20 protein-coding genes are annotated in these 23,943 nt (G+C 67.7%); 14 read left to right on the top strand and 6 right to left on the bottom strand.

Going from position 1 to position 23,943, the window contains the following annotated elements; genetic code table 11:
* Positions 1-765 precede the first annotated feature (765 nt).
* On the bottom strand, positions 766-1,248 hold the full coding sequence (locus KU887_RS18660) for an Lrp/AsnC family transcriptional regulator (RefSeq protein WP_006479115.1): 483 nt from the start codon (positions 1,246-1,248) through the stop codon (positions 766-768).
* Between the two features lie 284 nt (positions 1,249-1,532).
* On the opposite strand from KU887_RS18660, the gene KU887_RS18655 reads away from it, so the two are divergent.
* From KU887_RS18655 to KU887_RS18640, 4 genes are all read left to right on the top strand, one after another.
* Entirely contained in the window at positions 1,533-2,189 is a 657-nt protein-coding gene (locus KU887_RS18655; RefSeq protein ID WP_006481932.1) for a LysE family translocator, read from the top strand.
* A 116-nt stretch (positions 2,190-2,305) separates the two neighbouring features.
* Positions 2,306-3,481 (top strand): voltage-gated potassium channel protein, encoded by a 1,176-nt coding sequence (gene kch / locus KU887_RS18650; protein WP_006481934.1) that lies wholly within the window; start codon positions 2,306-2,308, stop codon positions 3,479-3,481.
* 61 nt (positions 3,482-3,542) lie between these two features.
* Positions 3,543-3,974, top strand: coding sequence for a YqaA family protein (locus KU887_RS18645; protein WP_048985523.1), 432 nt, complete (start codon positions 3,543-3,545; stop codon positions 3,972-3,974).
* A gap of 139 nt (positions 3,975-4,113) precedes the next feature.
* Positions 4,114-6,099 (top strand): methyl-accepting chemotaxis protein, encoded by a 1,986-nt coding sequence (locus KU887_RS18640; protein WP_060265977.1) that lies wholly within the window; start codon positions 4,114-4,116, stop codon positions 6,097-6,099.
* A 35-nt stretch (positions 6,100-6,134) separates the two neighbouring features.
* Here the strand turns inward: KU887_RS18640 and KU887_RS18635 are convergent, their stop codons facing one another.
* A complete protein-coding gene (locus KU887_RS18635) occupies positions 6,135-7,787 on the bottom strand; it encodes an acyl-CoA synthetase (RefSeq protein ID WP_034202390.1) in 1,653 nt (550 codons plus the stop codon).
* Positions 7,788-7,955: 168 nt separating this feature from the next.
* On the opposite strand from KU887_RS18635, the gene KU887_RS18630 reads away from it, so the two are divergent.
* The 7 genes from KU887_RS18630 (at position 7,956) to KU887_RS18600 (ending at position 17,725) form a co-directional block, all read left to right on the top strand.
* Positions 7,956-8,699: a Crp/Fnr family transcriptional regulator gene (locus KU887_RS18630; protein ID WP_006481933.1), complete on the top strand. Its 744-nt coding sequence runs from the start codon at positions 7,956-7,958 to the stop codon at positions 8,697-8,699.
* Positions 8,700-8,884: 185 nt separating this feature from the next.
* Positions 8,885-12,052 (top strand): efflux RND transporter permease subunit, encoded by a 3,168-nt coding sequence (locus KU887_RS18625; protein ID WP_006494933.1) that lies wholly within the window; start codon positions 8,885-8,887, stop codon positions 12,050-12,052.
* Between the two features lie 36 nt (positions 12,053-12,088).
* Entirely contained in the window at positions 12,089-13,318 is a 1,230-nt protein-coding gene (locus KU887_RS18620) for an efflux RND transporter periplasmic adaptor subunit (RefSeq protein WP_077021060.1), read from the top strand.
* A 5-nt stretch (positions 13,319-13,323) separates the two neighbouring features.
* A complete protein-coding gene (locus KU887_RS18615) occupies positions 13,324-14,829 on the top strand; it encodes an efflux transporter outer membrane subunit (protein WP_258258460.1) in 1,506 nt (501 codons plus the stop codon).
* Between the two features lie 32 nt (positions 14,830-14,861).
* Positions 14,862-15,557 carry a heavy metal response regulator transcription factor gene (locus tag KU887_RS18610; RefSeq protein ID WP_006485649.1) on the top strand — a complete coding sequence of 232 codons (696 nt, stop codon included), beginning with the start codon at positions 14,862-14,864 and terminating at the stop codon, positions 15,555-15,557.
* Entirely contained in the window at positions 15,554-17,038 is a 1,485-nt protein-coding gene (locus KU887_RS18605; protein ID WP_212111082.1) for a heavy metal sensor histidine kinase, read from the top strand. Before KU887_RS18610 ends, KU887_RS18605 begins: the two co-directional genes overlap by 4 nt.
* Positions 17,039-17,137: 99 nt before the next feature.
* A complete protein-coding gene (locus tag KU887_RS18600) occupies positions 17,138-17,725 on the top strand; it encodes a LysE family translocator (RefSeq protein ID WP_006485658.1) in 588 nt (195 codons plus the stop codon).
* 12 nt (positions 17,726-17,737) lie between these two features.
* On the opposite strand, the gene KU887_RS18595 is transcribed toward KU887_RS18600, so the two are convergent.
* Entirely contained in the window at positions 17,738-18,583 is an 846-nt protein-coding gene (locus KU887_RS18595; protein ID WP_006485655.1) for an AraC family transcriptional regulator, read from the bottom strand.
* A gap of 232 nt (positions 18,584-18,815) precedes the next feature.
* The gene (locus KU887_RS18590; RefSeq protein ID WP_006485654.1) at positions 18,816-19,373 is read right to left on the bottom strand and encodes an inclusion body family protein; all 558 of its coding nucleotides are present in this window, start codon (positions 19,371-19,373) and stop codon (positions 18,816-18,818) included.
* 362 nt (positions 19,374-19,735) lie between these two features.
* On the opposite strand from KU887_RS18590, the gene KU887_RS18585 reads away from it, so the two are divergent.
* From KU887_RS18585 to KU887_RS18575, 3 genes are all read left to right on the top strand, one after another.
* Positions 19,736-20,290, top strand: a complete 555-nt coding sequence (locus KU887_RS18585) for an AidA/PixA family protein (RefSeq protein ID WP_080330966.1) — start codon at positions 19,736-19,738, stop codon at positions 20,288-20,290.
* A gap of 122 nt (positions 20,291-20,412) precedes the next feature.
* Entirely contained in the window at positions 20,413-20,967 is a 555-nt protein-coding gene (locus tag KU887_RS18580; RefSeq protein WP_048985533.1) for an inclusion body family protein, read from the top strand.
* A 402-nt stretch (positions 20,968-21,369) separates the two neighbouring features.
* Positions 21,370-22,164: an SDR family NAD(P)-dependent oxidoreductase gene (locus KU887_RS18575; protein WP_006485656.1), complete on the top strand. Its 795-nt coding sequence runs from the start codon at positions 21,370-21,372 to the stop codon at positions 22,162-22,164.
* A 38-nt stretch (positions 22,165-22,202) separates the two neighbouring features.
* Here KU887_RS18575 and KU887_RS18570 read toward each other — a convergent pair whose 3' ends face one another.
* Together KU887_RS18570 and KU887_RS18565 are read right to left on the bottom strand one after the other, a co-directional pair.
* Entirely contained in the window at positions 22,203-22,577 is a 375-nt protein-coding gene (locus tag KU887_RS18570) for a hypothetical protein (protein WP_006494939.1), read from the bottom strand.
* Positions 22,578-22,799: 222 nt separating this feature from the next.
* Positions 22,800-23,870: an AI-2E family transporter gene (locus KU887_RS18565; protein WP_006485660.1), complete on the bottom strand. Its 1,071-nt coding sequence runs from the start codon at positions 23,868-23,870 to the stop codon at positions 22,800-22,802.
* Between the last annotated feature and the right edge of the window lie 73 nt (positions 23,871-23,943).

The raw sequence follows: 23,943 nt of genomic DNA, 5'->3' as shown, positions 1-23,943 counted from the left end.
TTTCTCCACGCGAGGCCGTGCCGGCACGGCCTCGTCACGCCTGCCCGGCATGCCCGGGTGGCCGACATTCATGTTGCGCAGCAGCAACACAAATTGTCAGTAATTCTCATATAACGAAATCGCATTTCACAAGACGGTGCCGCTTCGCTATGATTAGGGTTATCCCTAACTCGCCACCTATATGGGGCTTCGTCATGCAAACGTCTAATGTCTCCGATCGTTCCACCCAATCCACTGGCTGGCTCGCACGTGTTGGCGAGCTGCTGGCAGAGGCCTGGGCGCTCCACCTCGAGAACTGCGAAGTCATCGCTGAAGCACACGCGCGTCTGCCGCGCTGAGCGAACGGCCGGCCGGCTGACGCGCTTGCGCTGACGCACGCCGACCGCGGCGGTCGCGCGGCGTACCCGACGGGCGCGCCGGGCATGTAGAAAGAGGCCGGGGTTCGTCCTTCCCGGCCGGATACGCGCACCGCATCGGCAGCGTTTCAAGGTCGTCTCGAGGCCGTGTTTCAGGCCGAGACCGGCGCCGATTCGTGTCGGCGCGGACCGTCGTCAGCCGGTTGCGGCCCGGACGGGATGCCATTCTTCGCGACCTGCGCGCGCTTGCGCCGGGCCAGGCGGACGGAAGATTCATCCGTTTTTGTGCCCCCGGGGCCGTCTGCCCGGCACGCCCTTCCTCTAAGCCGTTCGCCGGCTTTCCTCCGCGCCTGCGTCCGATCGCACCCGCCGTCGCTGCAGCGACGGCCGTGCGCCCATCTCCGCTCCCTCACACCTGAATCGAAGGCACGTCCTTCATGCACCGCAGCGCGAACATCGAGCGGCTGTGGCGGATGCTCGAAATCCGGTACAGCTTTTCGCGCAGGAAGCGCTCGTAGCCGGCCGTGCCGTCCACCGCGACCTTGATCCAGTAGTCGTACTCGCCCGACACCAGATACGCCTCGAGCACCTCCGGCAGCGCCGCCAGTTCGGCGCCGAAGCGCGCCAGCGCGTCGTCTTCATGGCGATCGAGCGTGACTTCGAGGATCACGATGTCCGCGTAGCCGAGCTTGCGCTGGTTGACCAGCGCGACATAGCCGTCGATGTAGCCGTCGAGTTCGAGTTGCCGCGTGCGGTTCCAGCAGGCGGTGGTCGACATGCCGATCTGTTCGGCCAGTTCGGCGTTCGACAGGCGCGCATTTTTCTGCAATGCCCCCAGGATCTTGCGGTCCTGATTGTCGAGCGTTTTCGGCGTGCGTTCGCGGGTAGCCATGATGAGAAGAATCTTCTACTGAAAATCGGCATTCTATCTGAACGGGATTCCGGTTTCAGGCGCGTTTTGCTGGAAAACAGGAAGCCTTTTAACCGGGCCGCTTGATACATTTTCTCCATGCCTGCTGCCCGGCACGCTCCCCGCGACAACCCCTCGCAGCGGGACGCACGGCCGCAATCACGAGTTGCGGTGCCGGCCGGCAGGCATGCGATTCCCCGCCGCCCGCACGCCTATCCGACCGCGTGCGGGGCCGGTGCCTGCTTCCCCGTTCCTGCCCATCCGTCATGTCGTTCAAGCTTTATCTGTCGTTCCTCGCCGCTTCCGTCGTCCTCATCTACGCGCCCGGCCCCGTCAACCTGCTCACGATGAACCAGGCGCTGCGCACCGGCTGGCGCCGCGCGCTGCCGTGCGTCTGGGGCGGCACGCTCGCCGTGCTGCTGCAACTCGCGCTGACCGCGCTGTGCCTCAATTCGCTGGTCCACCTCGACGAACACGCGCTGACCGTGCTGCGCTGGGCCGGCGCCGCGTATCTCGTCTGGCTCGGCGGCAAGCAATGGCTGAGCCGCGCGCCGGCCGGCGCAGCCGCGGCACCGGCCGACGTCGACGCGGGAACGGCGATCGCCGCGCCGGACGCCGACTCCGGACGCGCGCTGTTCTGGCGCGGCGTCGCGACTTCCGGGCTGAATCCGAAGACGCTGCTGTTCTTTCCGTCGTTCTTTCCGCAGTTCATCAGCCCGACTGCCGACTGGAGCCTGAACCTTCAATACCTGCTGCTCGCCGCGACGTTCGCGCTGCTGTTCGCGGGCGGCGTCGCGTCGATGGCGCTGTTCTCGCACCGGCTGAGCCGCGCGCTGCAGCGGCCGGCGCGGATGCGGGCCATGAACCGCGTGACGGGCGGGCTGCTCGTCGGGATGGGCGCGATCATGGTCGGCTGGAACTGAACGGCCGGCGTGCCGGCTCCGTGGCGGCAACCATCGGGCCCCGCGAAAAAGCAGCCGAACGCCGAATGCTTTAGGGTAGCGGCTGGTTCGTTGGACATGCCCTGCCGGGCGACTGAATGAAGCACGTCACTACCCGCCTGCGGCGCCTGTTCGCGCCGATCGGCCTGCACTGGTATCTCGCCCTCCTGCTCGCGCTCGATGCACTCATGGTGCTGCGCCCCGTCGTCGAACACGCGCGGCTCGGCCTGCATCGCGCTTGGCTCGCCGATGCGCTGAACCTCGTCGACAACATGGGGCTCGTCGTGCTGCCGCAGGTGGTCGTCGCGGCCGGCCTCGCGACGATGGCCATCGGCATCGTGCTGCGCGCCCGCGTCGCGTGGGTGCTGTCGATCCTGCTGCTGGTCGCGGCGGCCGCCATCAGCGTGCTCGGCGGCTATCGCAGCCACGCGGTGTTCGTCTATACGGCCGTGCTGGTCGTCGCGCTGCTGTACTACTGGCGGCACTTCGACCGCGCGAGCATCGCCGCCAGCAGCCTGTTCGCGTTGCTGAGCATCGTGTCGCTGCTGATCTACGCGACCTTCGGCGTGCTCTATCTCGGCGACGAATTCACGCCGCCCGTCCACGATCTCGCCACCGCCGTCTATTTCTCCATCGTATCGATGTCGACCGTCGGCTACGGCGACATCGTCCCGCACGCGCCGACCGCACGCCTGTTCACCGCGTCGGTGATCGTGCTCGGCATCACGGTGTTCGCGACGTCGATCAGCGCGGTCGTCGGCCCGGTGATCGGCGGCAATCTGAAACGGATCGTCAAGGGAGGCATTTCGAACGTGATCCGCAAGCATCATTTCCTGATCGTCGGCGCGACGCCCGTCGCGCATGCGGTGCACGACGGGCTGCGCAAGCGCGGCTACGCGGTGACCGTCGTCGTGCCGGCCGGCGTCGAGCACAACTATCCGGCCGCGACCGACCTGATCGTCGGCGATGCGACCGACCATGCGGTGCTGGAGAGCGCCGGCGCGGCGACCGCCCGCGCGGTGCTCGCGCTGCGTTCGGACGACGCCGAAAACGCATTCATCATCCTCGCGATTCGCGAGATCGCACCGTCGGTGCGCACGGTCGCGCTCGTGAACCAGCAGCGCAACCTCGAACGGCTGCGGCTGTTGAAGCCCGACATGGTGTTCTCGCCGCAGCAGCTCGCGGGCGAACTGCTCGCCAGCACGCTCAACGACGAACCGGTCGACAAGTCGGTGATCTCGCACCTGCTGTTCGGCACGACGGATGCCGCATGAGATCGTGAGCCGATGACCGCGTGACCGGAGCCGGCCGCCGCATGGCCGGTACAATCGCGCGATGTCCGAATTGCTCACTTACGGCGGCCTGTTCGCCGTGTCGATGGTCGCCGCGACCCTGTTTCCGCTCCAGTCCGAAGCCGTGCTCGCCGGCCTGCTGCTCGCCGGGCGCGAACCCGCGTGGGCGCTGGTGCTGGTCGCGAGCGTCGGCAACGTCGCCGGCTCGGCGATCAACTGGGCGCTCGGCCGCGGCATCGAGCATTTTCGCGAGCGCCGCTGGTTTCCGGTCAAACCGTCCGCGCTCGCGCGCGCCGAGCGCTGGTATGCGCGCTACGGCCGCTGGTCGCTGCTGCTGAGCTGGGCGCCGGTGATCGGCGATCCGCTGACGATGATCGCCGGCGTGCTGCGCGAGCCGCTGCCGACCTTTCTCGTCATCGTGACGATCGCGAAAGTCGGCCGCTATCTGGCCGTCGCGTGGCTCGTCACGCACTGACCTCCGCTTCCCCTTCGCCCGCCTGCGGGCCCGTGATCCGCGACATCCGCTAAAGATTTCGCGAAAGTTGCCGTATTAACGGGACCACGAGCGGTGACGCGTGCGTTCCGCCTCCTCTCACTCCCACTCAGGATGTCTCATGAGAATGACCCAATTGGGCCGAGTGAGCGTCGGCGCGCGTCTGGCCGCGCTCGCGTGCGCGCTCGTCGCCTTGCTGTTTACCGTGTTTGCGTGGACGCTCGCCCATTTCGCCGGCCAGCAGCTCGCCGATGAAGCGCATCAGCGGATCGCCGACAAGGAGCAGTCGATCCGCGCGATGGTCGACCTGTTCGACCAGGCATTGAGCGCCGAAGCCAACCGCTCGATGTCGCTGTTCGCGAGTTTCCTGCCGGCCGATTTCACGCTCGACCCGGCGCGCACCGTCGATATCGGCGGCGTGGCCGCGCCGACGCTTCTCGCGGGCGGCCAGCCGCTCGACCTCGATTACTCGATTCCCGACCAGTTCCTGAAGAAAAGCGGCGCGATCGCGACGATCTTCGCGCGCGACGGCGACGATTTCGTGCGCATCACGACGTCGCTGAAGAAGCAGGACGGCGCGCGCGCCGTCGGCACGAAGCTCGACCGCGCCGGCCCCGCGTATGCGCCGCTCGTCGCCGGGCGCAGCTACACGGGCCTCGCGAAGCTGTTCGGCCGGCCGTACATCACGCAGTACAAACCGGTGACCGATGCGGGCGGCCGCGTGATCGGCGCGCTGTTCGTCGGCCTCGACATCGGCGCCGAGCTCAAGCTCGTCGAAGACGGCATCCGCGCACTGAAGATCGGCGACAACGGCTACTACTTCGTGCTCGATGCATCGCAAGGCCCGTCGCGCGGCACCTTCGTCGTGCATCCCGATGCGGCCGGCCAGCGGGCCGACGACGCGCGTGCGCCCTACGCGCAGATGCTGGCGGCCGGCGAAGGCCGGCTCGCGTACACGTCGACCGATCCCGCCGCGCACGACGGCGGGCCGAGCGCGAAATTCGTGTCGTTCACGACGATTCCGCAGTGGCAATGGCTCGTCGGCGGCGTTGCGCTCGACGACGAGCTGCTTGCCACCATGCGCGCCACCCGCAACCGCTTCCTGATGATCGGCGCCGTGCTCGTCGCGGCGTTCGCGACGCTGTTCGTCATCGTCGTGCGACGCGTGGTGAGCCGGCCGCTGGAAGCCGCCGCGCGCGCGTCCGAACGCTATGCGGCGGGCGACCTCAGCGTGCGCATCCGCGACGGCGCGGGCGGCGCGCCCGGCGGCACGGGCAACGACGAGATCGGCCGGCTCGTGCAGGCGGTCGACGGGATCGGCGACGGCCTCGCGCGGATCGTCGCGCAAGTGCGCAACAGCGCCGCCGACATCGCGCACGGCACGGTCGGCATCGCGGCCGGCAGCGGCGACATCGCCGCGCGGATCGCGACGCAGGCCAGCAGCGTCGAACAGACGGCCGCCAGCATGGAGCAGATCACCGCCGCCGTGCAGCAGAGCGCCGAGCACGCGGCGCAAGCCAACGCGCTGGTCGCGGACGCGTCGGCCGCCGCGACGAACGGCGACGCCGCGGTGCAGCGCGTGGTCGCGACGATGGACGACATCGGCCGCGCGACGCGCCGGATCGCCGAGATCACCGGCGCGATCGAAGGCATCGCGTTCCAGACCAACATCCTCGCGCTGAACGCGGCCGTCGAAGCCGCCCGCGCGGGCGAACACGGCAAGGGCTTCGCGGTGGTCGCGGCCGAGGTGCGCGCGCTCGCGCAGCGCAGCGCGGCCGCGGTCAAGGAGATCGACGCACTGAGCACCGAATCGTCGACGACCGTCGAACAGGGTTACCGGATCGCGGACGCCGCGCGCGGCACGATGCGCGACATCGTCGCGCGGGTCGACCAGGTGCGCACGCTGATCGGCGAGATCAGCGCCGCGTCGCGCGAGCAATCGACCGGCATCGAGCAGGTGAACCTGGCCGTCACGCAGATCGGCGACGCGACGCAGCAGAATGCGCGGCTGATCTCGGATGCCGAGCGCGCGGCCGTCGCGCTGCGCGACCAGGCCGCGCAACTGTCGGACGCGGTCAGCGTGTTCCGGCTCGAACGCGACGCGTGACCGACGGCGGGCGATCGGCCGCGGCCGGGCCTCGACTACTTCTTGTCGCCGGCCAGGTCGATCGCCTTGTCCGAGCCGACCGCGTGGCGCAACTGGAACTTCTGGATCTTGCCGGTCGACGTCTTCGGCAGCTCGCCGAAGCGCACGGCCTTCGGCACCTTGAAGCCCGCGAGCAGTTGCCGGCAGTGCGCGACGATCTCCGCCTCGGTCGCGCTCGCGCCTTCGCGCAGTTCGACGAACGCGCACGGCACCTCGCCCCACTTCGGGTCGGGCATCGCGACGACGGCCGCCACGGCCACCGCCGGATGCCGGTACAGCGCGTCCTCGACCTCGATGCTCGAGATGTTCTCGCCGCCCGAGATGATGATGTCCTTCTTGCGATCCTTGATCCGGATATAGCCGTCCGGCATCAGCACCGCGAGATCGCCGGTATGGAACCAGCCGCCGTGGAACGCCTCGTCGGTCGCCTTCGGGTTCTTCAGGTAGCCCTTCATGCAGATGTTGCCGCGGAACATGATCTCGCCGAGCGTCTCGCCGTCGGCCGGCACCGGCGTCATCGTGTCCGGGTCGAGCACCGTCGCGCCCGCTTCGAGGTGGTAGCGCACGCCCTGACGCGCATTCAGCCGCGCGCGCTCCTCGTCGGACACTGCGTCCCAGTGCGATTGCTTCGCGCAAACGGTCGCCGGGCCGTAGACCTCGGTCAGCCCGTACACGTGCAGCAGGTCGAAGCCGATCTCCTTCATCTTCGCGATCACGGCCGGCGCGGGCGCCGCGCCCGCGACCATCGCGTGCACCGTATGGTCGATCCCCGCGCGGAACTCGGCCGGCGCGTTCGCGATCGCGCTCTGCACGATCGGCGCGCCGCAGTAGTGCGTGATGCGCTCGCGGCGAATCAGGTCGAACACGGTCTTCGCATCGAACTTGCGCAGGCACACGTTCACGCCCGCGCGCGCCGCGACGGCCCACGGGAAACACCAGCCGTTGCAGTGGAACATCGGCAGCGTCCACAGATACACCGCGTGCTTCGGCATGTCCCATTCGAGGATGTTACTGATCGCCGCGAGGTACGCGCCGCGATGGTGGTAGACGACGCCCTTCGGGTCGCCGGTCGTCCCCGACGTGTAGTTCAGCGCGATCGCCTCCCATTCGTCGGCGGGCGGCGTCCACGCGTAGTCGGGGTCGCCGCCGGCGACGAACGTCTCGTAGTCGGTCGCGCCCGCGAAACGGTCGGGGTCGGCCGGCAGCGCGTCGGCCACGCTGACGATCTTCAGGCCCGGCACCTCGAGCGCCGCGCGCTGCGCGACCTCCGCATATTCGGTGTCGACGATCAGCACCTTCGCCTCGCCGTGACGCAGCATGAACAGCACCGACGACACGTCGAGCCGCGTGTTGATCGTGTTCAGCACCGCGCCGGCCATCGGCACGCCGAAGTGCGCCTCGACCATCGCCGGGATGTTCGGCAGCAGCGCCGCGACCGTGTCGCCGCGCCCGACGCCGGCCTGCGCGAGCGCGCTCGCCAGCTGCTTCGCGCGCGTGCAGGTCTCGCCCCACGTGCGCCGCACGTCGCCGTGCACGATCGCGAGGCGCTCGCCGTAGACTTCCGCCGCCCGGATCAGGAAATCGATCGGCGTGAGCGGCACGTAATTGGCATCGCGGCGGCCGAGCCCGGCCTCGAACATCTGCGTCATGATCCTGTCTCCCGTGTTGTGTCGACCGGAGCGCATGCACCCCGGATCGTTTTGATGTGGTTCAATTGCCGACAGCCTAACGGGCGCTATTGTGAGCCGTCTGTCATCGAAACGACAGAGTGCCGCTCGAGCGCTGCGCGTTATCCCTATCCTCGCAAACCCGCACCCATGCACGACCATCCCGACGCGGCCGCCGCCCCGGCCGACCCGCCTCCCGCACCGGGCCCGCTGCCGCCGCTGGCGACACTGTTCGGCCAATGCGCGTGGTTCCGCACGCTGGCGCCCGAGCACCAGGCGCTCGTGCTAGCCCAGTCGCACGTCGAACAGTGCGAAGCCGGCGACGTGATCGCGCACCGGCTCGCGCCTTCCGCATACTGGATCGGCGTCCATCAGGGGCTGCTGAAGCTCGCGATCTTCAACGTGTCGGGGCGCGGCTGCACGTTCTCCGGCGTGCCGTCGGGCGGCTGGTTCGGCGAAGGCAGCGTGATCAAGCGGGAGCTGCGCAAGTACGAGGTCGTCGCGATCCAGCGCTCGACCGTGCTGTTCGTGCCGGTCGACACGTTCCATGCGCTGCTCGACACGAGCCTGCCGTTCACGCGCTTCGTGATCCATCAGTTGAACAACCGGATGGGCGAATTCATCGCGTCGATCCAGAACAGCCGGCTGCTCGACGTCGACGCGCGCGTCGCGCAGGCGCTCGCGCAGCTCTTCAACCCCGCGCTGTACCCGGATACCGGCCCGTCGTTGTCGATCTCGCAGGAGGAACTCGGGATGCTCGTCGGCGTGTCGCGCCAGCGGATCAACCAGGCGCTGCAGCAACTCGAGAAGCTCGGCGCGTTGCGGCTCGCGTACAACCAGATCGACGTCGTCGATCTCGATGCGCTCGCCCGCTTCGGCATGGAGCAGCTGTGAGCGCCGCCCGATACGCGAAACCGTCGCGATCGCGGCGGCGCATTCCGTCTGCGGAATCGGCCGACGGCCCGCGCGCCTCAACCTGACGATTCCGCCAGTTTCGCGACAGTAACCCGTGCCGGGCCGACGCCTATCATTCGGGTTCCCTTCACCGCCGCCCGATCACCGCCTGCCCCGCCGCCTCCATGTGGATCGTCAATCTCGCGCTCAGGCGCCCCTACACGTTCATCGTGATGGCCATCATGATCGTGCTGGCCACCCCGCTTGCGCTGATGCGCACACCGGTCGACGTGCTGCCCGCGATCAACATCCCGGTGATCAGCGTGATCTGGAATTACAACGGCTTCTCCGCGACGGAGATGACGAACCGCATCACGTCCGTGCATGAACGGGTGCTGACGACGACCGTCAACAACATCCAGCACGTCGAATCGACGTCGCTGCCCGGCATCGCGGTCGTGAAGGTGTTCCTGCAACCGGGCGCGAACGTGCAGACGGCGATCGCGCAGACGGTCTCGTCCGCGCAGGCGATCGTGCGGCAGATGCCGCAGGGCGCGACGCCGCCGCTCGTGATCACCTATTCCGCGTCGAGCATTCCGGTGATCCAGCTCGGGCTGTCGAGCAAGACGCTCAGCGAACAGTCGCTTGCCGACATCGCGCTCAACTTCCTGCGCCCGCAACTGATCACCGTGCCGGGCGCGCAGATCCCGTTCCCGTACGGCGGGCGCACCCGCGTGGTCGCGATCGACCTCGATCCGCAGGCGTTGCTCGCGAAGGGCCTCACGCCGGCCGACATCGTCAACGCGGTCAACGCGCAGAATCTCGTGCTGCCGACCGGCACCGCGAAGATGGGCCAGACCGAATACCGGATCGACACGAACGCGTCCGCCGATACCGTCGCCGACATCAACGACCTGCCGGTCCAGACCGTCAACGGCGCGACGACCTACCTGCGCGAGGTGGCGTCGGTCCGCGACGGCTTCGCGCCGCAGACCAACGTCGTGCGCCAGAACGGCCAGCGCGGCGTGCTCATCTCGATCCTGAAAAGCGGCGACGCGTCGACGCTCAAGGTCGTGTCGGACCTGAAGGCGCTGCTGCCGAAGGTGATCCCGACGCTGCCCGAGGGGCTCACGATCACGCCGCTGTTCGACCAGTCGGTGTTCGTCAACGCGGCCGTCCAGGGCGTGATCCACGAGGCGCTGATCGCCGCCGTGCTGACCGCGATGATGATCCTGCTGTTCCTCGGCAACTGGCGCAGCACGCTGATCATCGCGATCTCGATTCCGCTGTCGATCTTCACGTCGCTGATCGCGCTGTCCGCGCTCGGCGAGACCATCAACATCATGACGCTCGGCGGGCTCGCGCTCGCGGTCGGCATTCTCGTCGACGACGCGACCGTCACGATCGAGAACATCGAGCGGCACCTCCATCTCGGTACGAACCTGCACGACGCGATCCTCGAAGGCGCGGGCGAGATCGCGGTGCCCGCGCTCGTGTCGACGCTGTGCATCTGCATCGTGTTCGTGCCGATGTTCTTCCTGACGGGCGTCGCGCGCTTCCTGTTCGTGCCGCTCGCGGAAGCCGTGGTGTTCGCGATGCTCGCGTCGTACGTGCTGTCGCGCACGCTGGTGCCGACGCTCGCGATGCTGCTGTTCCGCCCGCAGCAGGCGCACACCGGTGCCGACCATTCGGCGTCGCGCTTCGCCCGCATCCATCACGCGTTCAACCACGCGTTCGAGCGGCTGCGCGCGTGGTACATCGTGCTGCTCAGCATCCTGCTCGTGCGCCGCCGCTTCTACGCGCTGTGCTTCCTCGGCTTCTGCGTGCTGTCGACCGGCCTCGTGTTCATGCTCGGCCGCGATTTCTTCCCGAACGCCGATTCCGGCAACATCCGGCTGCACATGCGCGCACCGACCGGCTACCGGATCGAGGAAACCGCGCGCCTCGCCGACCAGGTCGAGCGCGTGATCCGCGAAACCGTGCCGCCCGACGAGCTCGGCGCGATCGTCGACAACCTCGGCCTGCCGGTGAGCGGCATCAACCTGTCGTACAGCAACGCGGGCACGATCGGCACGCTCGACGGCGAGCTGCTGATCGCGCTGAAGCCCGGCCACCGCGCGACCGGGCACTACGTACAGACGCTGCGCACGCTGCTGCCGCAACGCTTCCCGGGCGTCGAGTTCTTCTTCCAGCCGTCGGACATCATCACGCAGATCCTCAACTTCGGGCAGCCGGCCGCGATCGACGTGCAGGTGCTCGGCAACGATCTCGCGAGTAACATGACCATTGCGAGCAGCCTGATGAAAAAGATCAGGCAAATCCCGGGCGCCGTCGACGTGCACGTGCTGCAACGCAACGACGAGCCGACCCTGCTGGCCGACATGGACCGTACGCGCATGCAGCAGCTCAATCTCTCCGCGCAGAACGTCGCGCAGAACATGCTGATCTCGCTGTCGGGGAGTTCGCAGACGACGCCGTCGTTCTGGATCAACCCGCGCACCGGCGTCCAGTACCCGCTGCAGATCCAGACCCCGCAATACAACCTGTCGTCGGTCGACGACCTGCTCGGCACGCCGATCTCCGCCAGCGGCCGCGCCGGCGCGCCGCTGCAACTGCTCGGCAACCTGGTGCAGGTCCGCAGTACCGTGAACCCGGCCGTGATCACGCACTACAACATCCGCCCGGCGATCGACGTGTACGTGAGCGTCGAGGGCCGCGACCTCGGCGCGGTCGCGGGCGAGATCGACCGCATCGTGTCCGACGCGCGCGCGACGCTGCCGCGCGGCACCGCCCTCGCGATGCGCGGCCAGATCGAGACGATGCGCACGTCGTATCTCGGCCTCGGCGCGGGCGTCGCGATGGCGATCGTGCTCGTCTACCTGCTGATCGTCGTCAATTTCCAGTCGTGGCTCGACCCGCTGATCATCATCAGCGCGATGCCGGCCGCGCTCGCCGGCATCGCGTGGATGCTGTTCGTCACCGGCACGCACCTGAGCGTGCCCGCGCTGACCGGCGCGATCATGACGGTCGGCGTCGCGACCGCGAACAGCATCCTGGTCGTGTCGTTCGCGCGGCAACGGCTCGCGGCCGGCGCGCCGCCGCTCACGGCCGCGCTGGAAGCCGGCGCGACGCGGATCCGGCCGGTGCTGATGACGGCGCTCGCGATGATCATCGGGATGGTGCCGATGGCGCTCGGTCTCGGCGAAGGCGCCGAGCAGAACGCGCCGCTCGGCCGCGCGGTGATCGGCGGGCTGCTGTTCGCGACCGTTTCGACCTTGCTGTTCGTGCCGCTCGTGTTCGGCGGCGTGCATTCACGGCTGGCCCGTCGGCGCGCGCGCCAGGCCGGACACTGACTTTCGCCCCACTACCCGGTTGAATTGGTTGAATTCATGGAAGAGAAACATCACAGCGCCGTCGGCATCCAGGTGGACGAACACGGCATGCACCTGCCGACGCGCGCGTCGGTGTCGCGACGCGGACGGGTCGTCCTGATCGTGATCGGCGTACTGCTGGCCGCCGGCGCCGCGCGCACGCTGATCGTCAACGGGCTGAACCGCAACCGGCTCGACGCGGTCGCCGAGCAGAACACGCGCCAGTACGTGAACGTCGTGCATCCGGTCGACGCGGCCACCGGCGGCAAGCTGACGCTGCCCGGCACGCTGCGCGGCTTCGTCGAGGCGCCGATCCATGCGCGCGCCAGCGGCTACGTGCTGCGCTGGCAGGCCGATATCGGCGCGCACGTGAAACAGGGGCAAACGCTCGCCGAACTCGATACGCCGGAGCTGAACCAGGAACTGGCGCAGGCCACCGCGCAACGTCAGCAGGCGCAAGCCGCGCTCGCGCTCGCGAAGACGTCGTTCGACCGCGCGCAGCAGTTGCGCCAGCGCGATGCGGTGTCGCAACAGGAACTCGACGACCGGCAAGGCGCGTTCAACCAGGGCACCGCGAACCTCGCGGCGGCCGATGCGAACATGCGCCGCCTCACCGAACTGAAGGGCTTCCAGCGGATCGTCGCGCCGATCGACGGGATCGTCACGCAGCGCAACGTCGACGTCGGCGATCTCGTCAATTCCGGCAACGCGGGCCGCGCGCTGTTCACGGTCGTGCAGGCCGACCGGCTGCGCCTGTACGTGCAGGTGCCGCAGGCGTATGCGCAGCAGGTGAAGGTCGGCCAGCACGTGAGCGTCGCGCAGGCCGAGCTGCCGGGGCGGACGTTCGACGGCACGATCACGCGCACGTCCGAGGCGATCGACGTCGCGACGCGCTCGCTGCAGATCGAGATCACGCTGCCGAACCCGGACGGGCGGCTGCTGCCCGGCGCGTACGTGCAGGCGACGCTGCCGATGACGCCGGTCGGCCGCCTGCAGGTGCCGGCCAATACGCTGCTGTTCCGCGCCGAAGGCCCGACGGTTGCGACCGTCGATGCGAACGGCCAGGTCCACCTGAAGCAGGTGACGGTCGTGCGCACGATCGGCCAGACGCTCGAAGTCGACGGGCCGATCACGCCGAACGACCGCCTCGTCGCGAACCCGAGCGACGCGCTCGCGAACGGCGACCGGGTCGTCGTGCAGGCGCCGGCCGCGCAGCCGGCCTCCGCGGTCGCGGGAGCGAAGTCGTGAGCGCGATGCGCACGCGCGTGCGGCCCGTGGCGCTCGCCGCCATCGTCGCGGCCGCCGTCGCCGCCGGCTGCACGGTCGGCCCGGATTACCGGCGCCCGCCCGTCGATACACCGGCCGCGTGGCGGCTCGATCCGGCCGACCAATACTGGCAGCCGGCCGCACCGGCCCGCGCGTCGCTCGATCCGGTCTGGTGGACCGCGTTCGGCGACGCGCAGCTCGACGCGCTGGAAGCCGACGCGCTGCGCAACAACCAGAACCTGAAGGCGGTGGCCGCGCGCTACGACCAGGCGAAGGCGACGCTCGCGTCGGTCGCGTCCGCGCAGTATCCGGCCGTCGGCCTGAACGCGAGCGGCCAGCGCTTCAAGATCTCCGCCGACCGGCCGCAGACCAACTACGCGACGCGCAGCATGTCGACCGTGCAGAACGAGATCCAGGTCGGCGCGGCGGTCAGCTACGAACTCGACCTGTTCGGCCGCGTGCGGCGCAGCGTCGAAGCCGCGCAGGCCAGCTCCGAGCAGGCGCGCGACGATTTCGCGAATGCACGCCTCGTGCTGAGCGCCGATCTCGCGTCGAGCTATTTCGCGTTGCGCGAACTCGACACCGAGATCGACGTCGTCAAGCGTTCGATCGATCTGCAGCAGAAGGCGCTGGATTACGTGAGCGCGCGCCACGACCTCGGCGCGGTATCGGGGCTCGATCTGCTGCAGCAGCGCGCGCAGCTCGACGCGACGCGCACGCAGGCGCAACTGCTGATCCAGCAGCGCGCGCAGGTTGAAACCGCGATCGCGACGCTGGTCGGCGCGCCCGCCCCCGAATTCTCGCTGCCGCCGCGCGTGGTGCCGATCAACGCGCCCACGCTGCCGACCGGCATGCCGAGCGACCTGCTGCAACGGCGCCCCGACGTCGCGTCGGCCGAGCGCGCGATGGCCGCCGCGAACGCGCAGATCGGCGTCGCGCGCGCCGCGTATTTCCCGCGCATCACGCTGTCGCCGGACCTCGGCTGGGACGCGACCCGCTTCGCGGGCCTGTTCACCGTGCCGGCGCTGCTGTGGTCGGTCGGCGGGTCGCTCAGCCAGCCGCTGTTCGAGGGCGGCAAGCTGAAGGCCGGCGTCGATTTCGCGCAGGCCGGCTACGTCGCCGCGCAGGCCAGCTACCGGCAGACCGTGCTCACCGCGTTCCAGGAGGTGCAAAATGCGGTGACCGGCCTGTCGGTGCTCGCGCAGGCCGCGCAGCAGGCCTCCGCGGCCGTCGACGACGCACGCAAGCTCGTGTCGCTCGCGCAGGATCGCTACGCGGGCGGCCTGACGCCGTTCATCGACGTGCTGACGGCCCAGCAGCAACTGCTGACGAGCGAGCGCCAGGCCGTGCAGATCCAGGGCCAGCGCGCGGCGCTCGTCGTGTTTCTCGCGAAGGCGCTCGGCGGCGGCTGGGACGGCAATGCGGCGAGCGGCCCGGCGCCGTCCGACGTCGCGTCGGCGGCCCCGCAGCGCGGCGCGGGTGTCGGCCCTTGACCCACCCTTAACCGGTTACGCGGAAAGCGAACATGAAAGTGCTGATCGTCGAAGACGAACCGAAAGTCGTCGAATACCTGAAGAGCGGCCTGACCGAGGAAGGCTGGGTCGTCGACACCGCGCTCGACGGCGAGGACGGTGCGTGGAAAGCCGTCGAATTCGACTACGACGTGGTCGTGCTCGACGTGATGCTGCCGAAGCTCGACGGCTTCGGCGTGCTGCGTGCGTTGCGCGCGCAGAAGCAGACGCCCGTCATCATGCTGACCGCGCGCGATCGCGTCGACGACCGCGTGCGCGGCTTGCGCGGCGGCGCCGACGACTACCTGACCAAGCCGTTCTCGTTCCTCGAGCTGATCGAACGGCTGCGCGCGCTGACGCGCCGCGCCCGCGTGCAGGAATCGACGCTGATCTCGATCGGCGACCTGCGCGTCGACCTGATCGGCCGCCGCGCGACCCGCGACGGCACGCGGCTCGACCTCACCGCGCAGGAATTCCAGCTGCTCGGCGTGCTCGCGCGGCGCAGCGGCGAGGTGCTGTCGAAGACGACCATCGCCGAACTCGTGTGGGACGTGAACTTCGACAGCAATGCGAACGTCGTCGAAACGGCGATCAAGCGCCTGCGCGCGAAGCTCGACGGCCCGTTCGCGGACAAGCTGCTGCACACGATCCGCGGGATGGGCTACGTGCTCGAAGCGCGCGAGGACGGCGACGCGGAGCGGCGCGCATGAAACGCTCGATCATCCTGCGGCTTTCGGCGATGTTCGGCATCGTGTCGCTGCTCGTGTTCACGCTGGTCGGCTGCGGGCTGTTCGTGATGATGGAGCGCCAGCTGTTCGCCGAGTTGCGCGCGACGATCGACACGCGCGCCAAGGTCGCCCAGATGATCGTGTCGCACGCGACCACGGCCGCGCGCGGCCGCCTGATGCAGGAAAAGCTCGCCGATCTCGAGCCGCCCGACGGCTCGACGCACTACCAGGTAATCAGCGACAACCCCGCGTTCCGCTTCGGCAGCCCTGTCGACGGCGTGCCGCTCGACCCGCCGTTCGGCGCGTTCCAGCGCTACCAGCTCAACGACAGCAGCTACGCGGTGATGACGAAAACCATCACGCTCGCCGGCGCCGGCGAGCGGCCGACGCTGCAACTGGTGGTCGCGACGTCGTGCGAACGGACGCAGCGGATGCTGCGCCGCTTCGGCTGGACGCTGGCCGCGCTGATCGCGACGGCCACCGTCATCACGCTGCTGCTGAGCCGCGCGGTCGCGCGCTTCGGGCTCGCGCCGCTCGACCGGCTGTCGCAGGACGCGGCGAGCGTGAGCGCGACGAACCGCCGCCAGCGGCTGCACACCGACGCGCTGCCGACCGAGCTGCGCGATCTCGCAACGTCGTTCAACGGCGCGCTCGAACGGATCCAGCAAACCTACGCGCGGCTCGAAGCGTTCAACGCGGACGTCGCGCACGAGCTGCGCACGCCGATCAGCATCCTGATCGGCCAGACCCAGGTCGCGCTGACGAGCCGCGACCGGTCGGTCGACCGGATGCGCCAGACACTGCAGTCGAACCTCGAGGAATTCGAGCGGCTGCGCGTGATCATCAACGACATGCTGTTCCTGTCGCGCAGCGACCGCGGCGAACGCGCGACCGACCTGAAGGACGTATCGCTCGCCGACGAGGTGCGGCGCATGCTCGACTTCCTCGAAATCCCGCTCGACGAGGCGCGGTTGCGCGCCGAACTGCACGGCGATGCGCGCGCGGCCGTCGATCCGTCGCTGTTCCGCCGCGCGATGACGAACCTGCTGATCAACGCGATCCAGCATTCGGCGCCCGGCGCGACGCTGAACGTGACGATCACGCGCCGCGACGCGCTCGTCGAAATGGCCGTGTCGAACCCCGGCGAGCCGATCGACCCGGTGCTGCGCTCGCATGTGTTCGAGCGCTTCTACCGGCTCGAGGAAGCGCGCGCGAACAGCAAGGAAAACCACGGGCTCGGGCTGTCGATCGTCAAGGCCGTGGCCGAGATGCACGGCGGCGGCGTGTTCGTCGCGTGCTCGGGCGGCGTCAACACGTTCGGCTTCTCGGTATCGACGCAACCCTGCTCGGGCGGGCCGCTGCGGCCGGCCGATGTCGTCGGCGCGGTGGATTCGGCCGATTCGGCCAATCCGTCTGGTCCGCGCGACGCGCGGGCGGCGCACGCGCCGCGCGCGCTGCACTGACGGCGGTCGCGCGCCGCCGAGGGCAGTTTTCTTCAATACGGGCCGACGCGGCGCCCGTAGTCTCGATACGACTTTCGACATGTCGCATGGAGACACCTGATGAGCATGCTGGTTTCGATGGCCGCGTTCGCGCTCGCCTCGTCGATCACCCCCGGTCCCGTCAACATCGTCGCGCTCAGCGCGGGCGCCCGCCACGGCCTCGGCGCGAGCCTGCGCTACGCGGCCGGCGCGACGCTCGGCTTCGTCGCGCTGTTCCTGCTGATCGGCCTCGGCCTGCACGCGGCGCTCGCGCGCTGGCCCGTGCTGACGACGGCCACGCAGTGGTCGGGAATCGCGTTCCTGCTGTACATGGCGCTGCGGCTCGCGCTCGACGACGGCCGGCTGTCGGCCGATCCGCACGTGGCCGGCCCGTCGGCGGCGTCCGGCGCGGCGATGCAGTGGCTCAATCCGAAGGCATGGCTCGCGTGCGTGGCCGCGATGGGCGCATATGCGGCCGATGGCGACCGCGCGCAGGTCTGGCAGTTCGCCGCGCTGTATCTGGTGATCTGCTTCGCGTCGATCGCATGCTGGGGCTATGCGGGCGCGTCGTTGCGGCACCGGCTCGCGAACGCACGGCGCATGCGCGTGTTCAACCGGCTGATGGCGCTGCTGCTCGCGGGCAGCGCGCTGTTCCTGCTGGACGTGTAGCGGCTTCGCCGGTCAGCGCATCGCGCTGCGATACTGTCCGGGCGTCGCGGCCGCGATCCGCCGGAATGCGCGCTGGAAATGCGCCTGGTCCGCAAAGCCGGCGTCGAGCGCGACTTCGGCGATCGGCCGGCCGCGGCGCAACTCGGTGCGGCCGTACTGCACGCGCCGATCGATCAGGAACGCATGGGGCGTCATCCCGTAACGCGCATTGAACGCGCGGATCAGGTACGACGGCGACAGGTCGGCCGCCGCGCAGATCGCATCGAGCGTGACGGACTCGCGGCAATGGGCGGCGATGTAGTCGGCCGCGCGCGCGAGTTTCGCGTTGTCGTCTCCCGGCCGCCGGTCGGGCAGTTCACGATCGAGCGCGCCGTGCAGCGCCGTGAAGAATTCGACCGCCGCACTTTCCTTGCCGAGCGCATCGATGCCGGGCGACACGAGCGTGCGATAGAAGCCGCCAAATTGCGCGAACAGGTCGCCGCGGTCGGTCCACTTCGGCGAAAACCCGTGGAAATCGCGGTTCGGATCGTGCCCCAGCGAGTGTTGCAGCCGCGCGAGCCACGGCACGTCGACATAGACCATCCGGTATGCCCACGCATCCGGGCCGTAGGGATTGCAGGCGTGTACCTGCTCCGGATCGATGATCACGAGCACGCCGCGGCCGACGTGCGCGTTCGTCGCACCGTTTACGTACGTGCTCGTGCCGCCGACGATCGCGCCCACCGACAGCGTGTCGTGCGTGTGCTTCGCATAGCAGATCGCACGCCCGTCGTCGACCGTGCGCGCCTCGATGAACGGCAGCGCGGTATCGCGCCAGAACGGCGACGGTACGGTGGATCGGTTGGCGGTACGGTTCACGCGGCGGGCTCCGGTTCGGACGAATGCTCACCGTACAAGACTGTGCGGTGCCGCGCAACCGCACCGTCCGGCTTCGATGTTCGGTTGAATCGTGCCCACGACGATGATCGTGGGCACGATCCTGCCCGTCGCCGGCGCCCGACACGATGTCGCGCTTGGGCCGGGACATCGCGCCCTGTACCCGCCTACAGGCGTTTCCGCCTGCTCGGGCGCCGACGTCGAGACGATCGGGTCAGGCCGGCACGTAGATCTTCGGATCCCACCAGTAGTAGCCGAACAGTTCCTGGTTCTGCCCGCCGACGAGCTTGTAAAGCGCGAAGCAAACGCCGAAATATTCGGTGCCGCTTTTCCGGACCGACGAGTCGAAAGTCGCGAACGTGAGTTGCTTCTTCAGCGGCGGGAGGCCATTGCGGCTCCCCGAATCCGGGTTGGGTTCCACCGCGCCATTGCGGACGACGGTGTTGCAGACGAACGGGTTGAATACCTCGTCGCCTTGATAGCGCGGGATGTTGTAGATGATCACGGCATCGTCGGAGTTGTCGTAGATCGACACGCCGGTGAACTGGACGCGGTCACCCGGATATGCGGTGATTTCCAGGTCGGCCGTACCCTGCCCCTTGACGCCACGCGCGCCGGTGCAAATCAGGAACTGGCCATTGTGGGCGATGCCCGTCGGCTTGTTCGGATCCTGGCTCGGATTCGGATACGTTTTCTTGACCCATTCCGTATCGATCACCGCGATGATGTTGATGTCCTGTGCGCTCGATGCAAGAGTGACTTCGGTAGCCATGGCTGATCTCCATTCATTAAGCGTTATGAATTTAAATCCGACGACGCGTCATTGGCGCGTCAAGGACAATATCGCCCTCTTCGGCAATCGAAATCAATTACAGTCGATTACGCGGCGACGAACGTTTTAATTCAGACCCAACAACCCGATTCCAGACCGAAAAAATCCATAAAATCAATTACAGTCGATTACACCGCGACATCGACCCCACCTCGTCCGCGAAAAGCAACTTTCATTAAAATAAATCCCCCATCAAACCTGACAGGTACTAAAACCAATATAAATGGCCAATACTGAAAAAGCGCATCGCCGATGCGCCACGCGCACCGCACGGGCAATTGGCCCACCACGGAGGCATTCCAATGAAAGTCGATCCGAACAGCATCAATCTGGAAAAAGCCGCTCAGTCCATTCAAATTCTTGCAGTTATCGACACGAATTACATAAAGAGAAGTCACCCCAATCCGAGCCTGAACGCGCAGAACCCGACCAACATCCCCAGCACTGCGTTGTTCATGCTCAACGGCCACGCGCCCGGCGTGAGCAGTTCGGAGGGAAACGGTAATCTGGGCCTGAAATTGAATGTCGGCGACAAGGTATCCCTGATGGGGACGTCGCTGGCCGACAATTCCGGAGACGCTGCGCTGATTTACCACGTCCAGCAATACTCGGGCGCTCAGGTGTTCGCTCCGTTTACCGCGGTGACCATCGAACAGGCTGGCGCGGCGAGCGCTGCCGAAACGCCGGACCTCATCGCGACCTCGGCGCAATCCCAGGTCTTCCAGGCATTCGAATCCGTCGCAAAATCCGCCGGATCCGAGTACCTCGCCACGTCTTTTGCGCTTTATACGCGGAGCCAGAACAGGAAATCCTTGTTCGGCTACTTCTTCTGGGTCTGGCAAGCCGCCGCTGCTTGACGCGAGCGCCGCCGACAACTCGCTCCGAAGCGATACGGGAGCGATTCAAGTCGGCAGATCTTGCGCGGCGCCCCGGAGGGTGCCGCGCCTTTTCCGCGACAAAACCAAAATGGAGCACCCGTATGACAGCCGATCTTGGAAGCCTCACGCTCGACCCGAGCGCGCAGCAAATCGACATCCTTGCGGTAATCGACACGGAATACATCAAGTGGAGATACCCGCATCCGAGCAGGCAGCCCGAATTACCGATCGCCGTCGATCACCGCGCCGTGCGCCTGCTGTATACCGGTGCGCGGGGCGGGTCGATCGGAAACGGCCCGGCCGACCCTGTTCTGACGCTGTATCCGGGCGACACGGTTTCACTGAGGGCAGTCTCCCTCTATGGGAACGTGGACGACGCGGTGCTGATTTATCAGGTTTCGCACCTGTTCGGCCAGCAGGTATTCAACCCGTTTTCGCAGGACTTCCTCGACGTGAACGCCGTGCAACTGAATCCTGAAACGCGCGACGGCCTGCCGCCGGTGACGAAGCCGCAGACTTTCGTCAGCATTGGCTCCAAGGCAAGAGAGAGCGGGATAGAAACGCTTGGCGCGTGCTTCGGGCTCTATACGCTGGAAAGAAGCACCCAGGAGCTGGTCGGATACTACTGGTGGGACTGGTTCGTCACGTGCTCCTGATATTCGCCTTCCGGCGTTGACGGCTCACCCGTTCCGCGGCAATAGTCACGAAATGGGCTGGCGGCATGCACGGCATCCGCCAGCATCGGCAGTGGCGCCGACTCTTTCCGGCCGACATTCGACCTGCTGCCATCGCGGCCGGCGAATACGTCGTCGGTCGGGTACCGCGCGGGTGAAGCACGCGCGGTACCCGATCTCACGCGTGGTTGCCCCGAGCCGGCACGGATCTCTCGCGACCGAGATCCACGCCGGCACTTCACGACTTCCCTCCCCGGCATTCCTGCATGAACGCCGCCGACGCGCTCGCGAGATGGCCTATTGACCGGAATTTGCCTAAGCTTTGAATTCCGTCCGCCGCGGCACGCGCGGCGCTTCCCGTTCACTCTTCCCCCCGCCACGCTCATGCAGATCGATCTGAAAGGCAAGACCGCGGTCGTCACCGCTTCCACCGCCGGCATCGGGCTCGCGATCGCCGAAGGGCTCGCGCGCGCCGGTGCGCGCGTCGTCGTCAACGGCCGCAGCGACACGTCGGTGCAATCCGCGCTCGAGAAACTGCGCGACACCGTGCCCGGCGCAAGCTTCGACGGCGTCGCCGCCGACCTGTCCGATGCGGCCGGCGTCGCGCGTGTCACGCAGCACACGCCGGATGCCGACATTCTCGTCAACAACGCGGGCATCTACGGCCTGAAGCAGTTCTTCGACATCGACGATGCCGAATGGGAACATTATTTCCAGATCAACGTGATGTCCGGCGTGCGGCTCGCGCGGCATTACCTGAAAGGGATGATCGAACGCAATGCCGGGCGCATCGTGTTCATTTCGTCGGAATCGGGCCTGAACATTCCCGTCGACATGATTCATTACGGGTTCACGAAAACCGCGCAGTTGTCGATCGCGCGCGGCCTCGCAAAACTCGCGGCCGGCACCAACGTGACCGTCAATTCGGTGCTGCCGGGGCCGACGATGTCGGAAGGCGTGCGCGCGATGCTGAAGGCGCAGGCCGACGAAACGGGCCGCAGCATCGACGACGTCGCGGTGGATTTCGTGCGCACCGAGCGCGCGACGTCGATCATCCAGCGGCCGGCGCTGCCCGAGGAAATCGCGAACCTGGTCGTGTACGTGTGTTCGCCGCTCGCCTCGGCCACGACGGGCGCCGCGCTGCGCGCCGACGGCGGCGTGCTCGATACGATCGCGTGACGCGTGCGTGACACGCTCGCGCGGCGCAGGCGGCCGCGCTAGCGCGATGCGGCCTTGCCCGGCTGGAGCGTGCCCTTGCGGTCGGCGTCCATGCACGAATCGAAGCCGTACTGCGTGACGACGCCGGCCTTGTCGAACACGACGAAGTACGACCGGTGATCGTTGCCGTGCTCGATGAAATAGTTGTAGCAGACACCGCTGCCGTTGCGGACCATCCAGACGCTGCGCGGGTTGCCGGCGGCGCGGACGACGTCGGCGCGCGTCGCGCCGTGCCTCGACGCGGCCCGTGCCAGCGGCGTGCGCGAATACGAAAACGGCAGCCACGAGTCGAACCACGCACAGCCATGCAACATCAGGCAGCTGGCGGCCAGGGACAGCGTCGCTGCGGGACGGGACATCGAAATCAATCGCATGCTCGGGGAATCTGCTGCGCCATGCCGGCGTGATCGAAAGCCCCATGCTACTCGACCTTTGGGTCCGGATCGAAAAGAAATGTAGAGATCGTTATCCGGATCCCTGCGATCGCAGGCGTCCTCGCCCGCCGAATCGTCAGCGATCGTTGCAGCCGTCACCCGCGTGCGTGTGCATCCGCGTCGTCGCACCGCTGCGTCGAGCCGACGCCACGGCATGCGCGCTCAAGCGATCCATTCGGCCCACAGCATCGTGAGCACCGTCATCAGCGCCGGGCCGACGAACAGCCCGATCAGGCCGAACGTCTCGGCGCCGCCGAGGATCCCGAACAGCACGAGCAGGAACGGCAGCCGTGTCGAACCGCCGATCAGCACCGGCCGCACGAAATGCTCGGCGACGAACACGACGATGAACCCGAGCGCCGCAACCACGACGGCCCACATGGTCGCCCCCTGCACGAACAGCCAGAGCGCCGCGCCGCAGAACACGACCGGCGCGCAGAACGGCAGCATCGCGGCGACCGCCGTGACGAGCCCGAGCAGCGCCGCGTGCGGCACGCCCGCGAGCGCATACGCGACGCCGAGCAGCGCGCCCTCGCCGAGCCCGACGACGACGAGCCCCGTCACCGTGCCGTACACGGCCGCGACCATCCGCTCGATCAGTTCCGCGCCGTTGCGCCCGAACGCGCGCCGCGCGCCCTGCAGCAACGCACCCGACAGCTTGTGGCCCGCGCGCAGGATCACGAACAGCGTGACGAGCATGAAACCGAATTCGAGCAGCACGTGCGCGAGCTTCGTGCCGAATTGCCGGCCGAACGCGATGAATTTCTCGCTGTTGACGCCGTGCATCGCGGTGGCCGCATGCAGCGGATGGCCGAGATTGGCCTGCCACCATTCGGTGATCTGCGCCGCGCCGTACGGCAACCGGCTGACCACGTCCGGCAACGGAATGCCGTTGTCCTGGACCGTGTGCAGCCACTCGCGCAGGTCATGCGCCTGCGCGATCGCCTGGGTCGTCGCAACCGCCACCGGCAGCACGACGAGCAGCGAAATCGCCGCCGTGATGACGGTCGCGATCAGCGTCGGCCGGTCGCGGAACAGCCGGTGCGATTCGAAGCGCTTCAGCAGCGGCCACATCGCGATGGCGATCACGCAGGCCCACGCGATGGCGGGAATGAAATCGCGGATCACCCACAGCGCGAGCACCAGCAGCGCCGCATACAACGCGACGCGGGCGATCTGTTGCGCGCGCGGCCGCGCGGCGGAATCGTGAGACGACGGCACATGTGCGCCCATGGCACCTCTGTCGAAAAGAAAAAATGGCGGTTCGCGCAGGCCATCGGCCTGGACGAACCGCCATTCTATCCAT

The sequence above is a fragment of the Burkholderia sp. EMB26 genome (genome assembly GCF_024730645.1).
GTDB lineage: Bacteria > Pseudomonadota > Gammaproteobacteria > Burkholderiales > Burkholderiaceae > Burkholderia > Burkholderia cenocepacia.
Note: the sequence above shows the minus strand (reverse complement) of the source record. Positions and strands in the feature narration are given on the sequence as shown.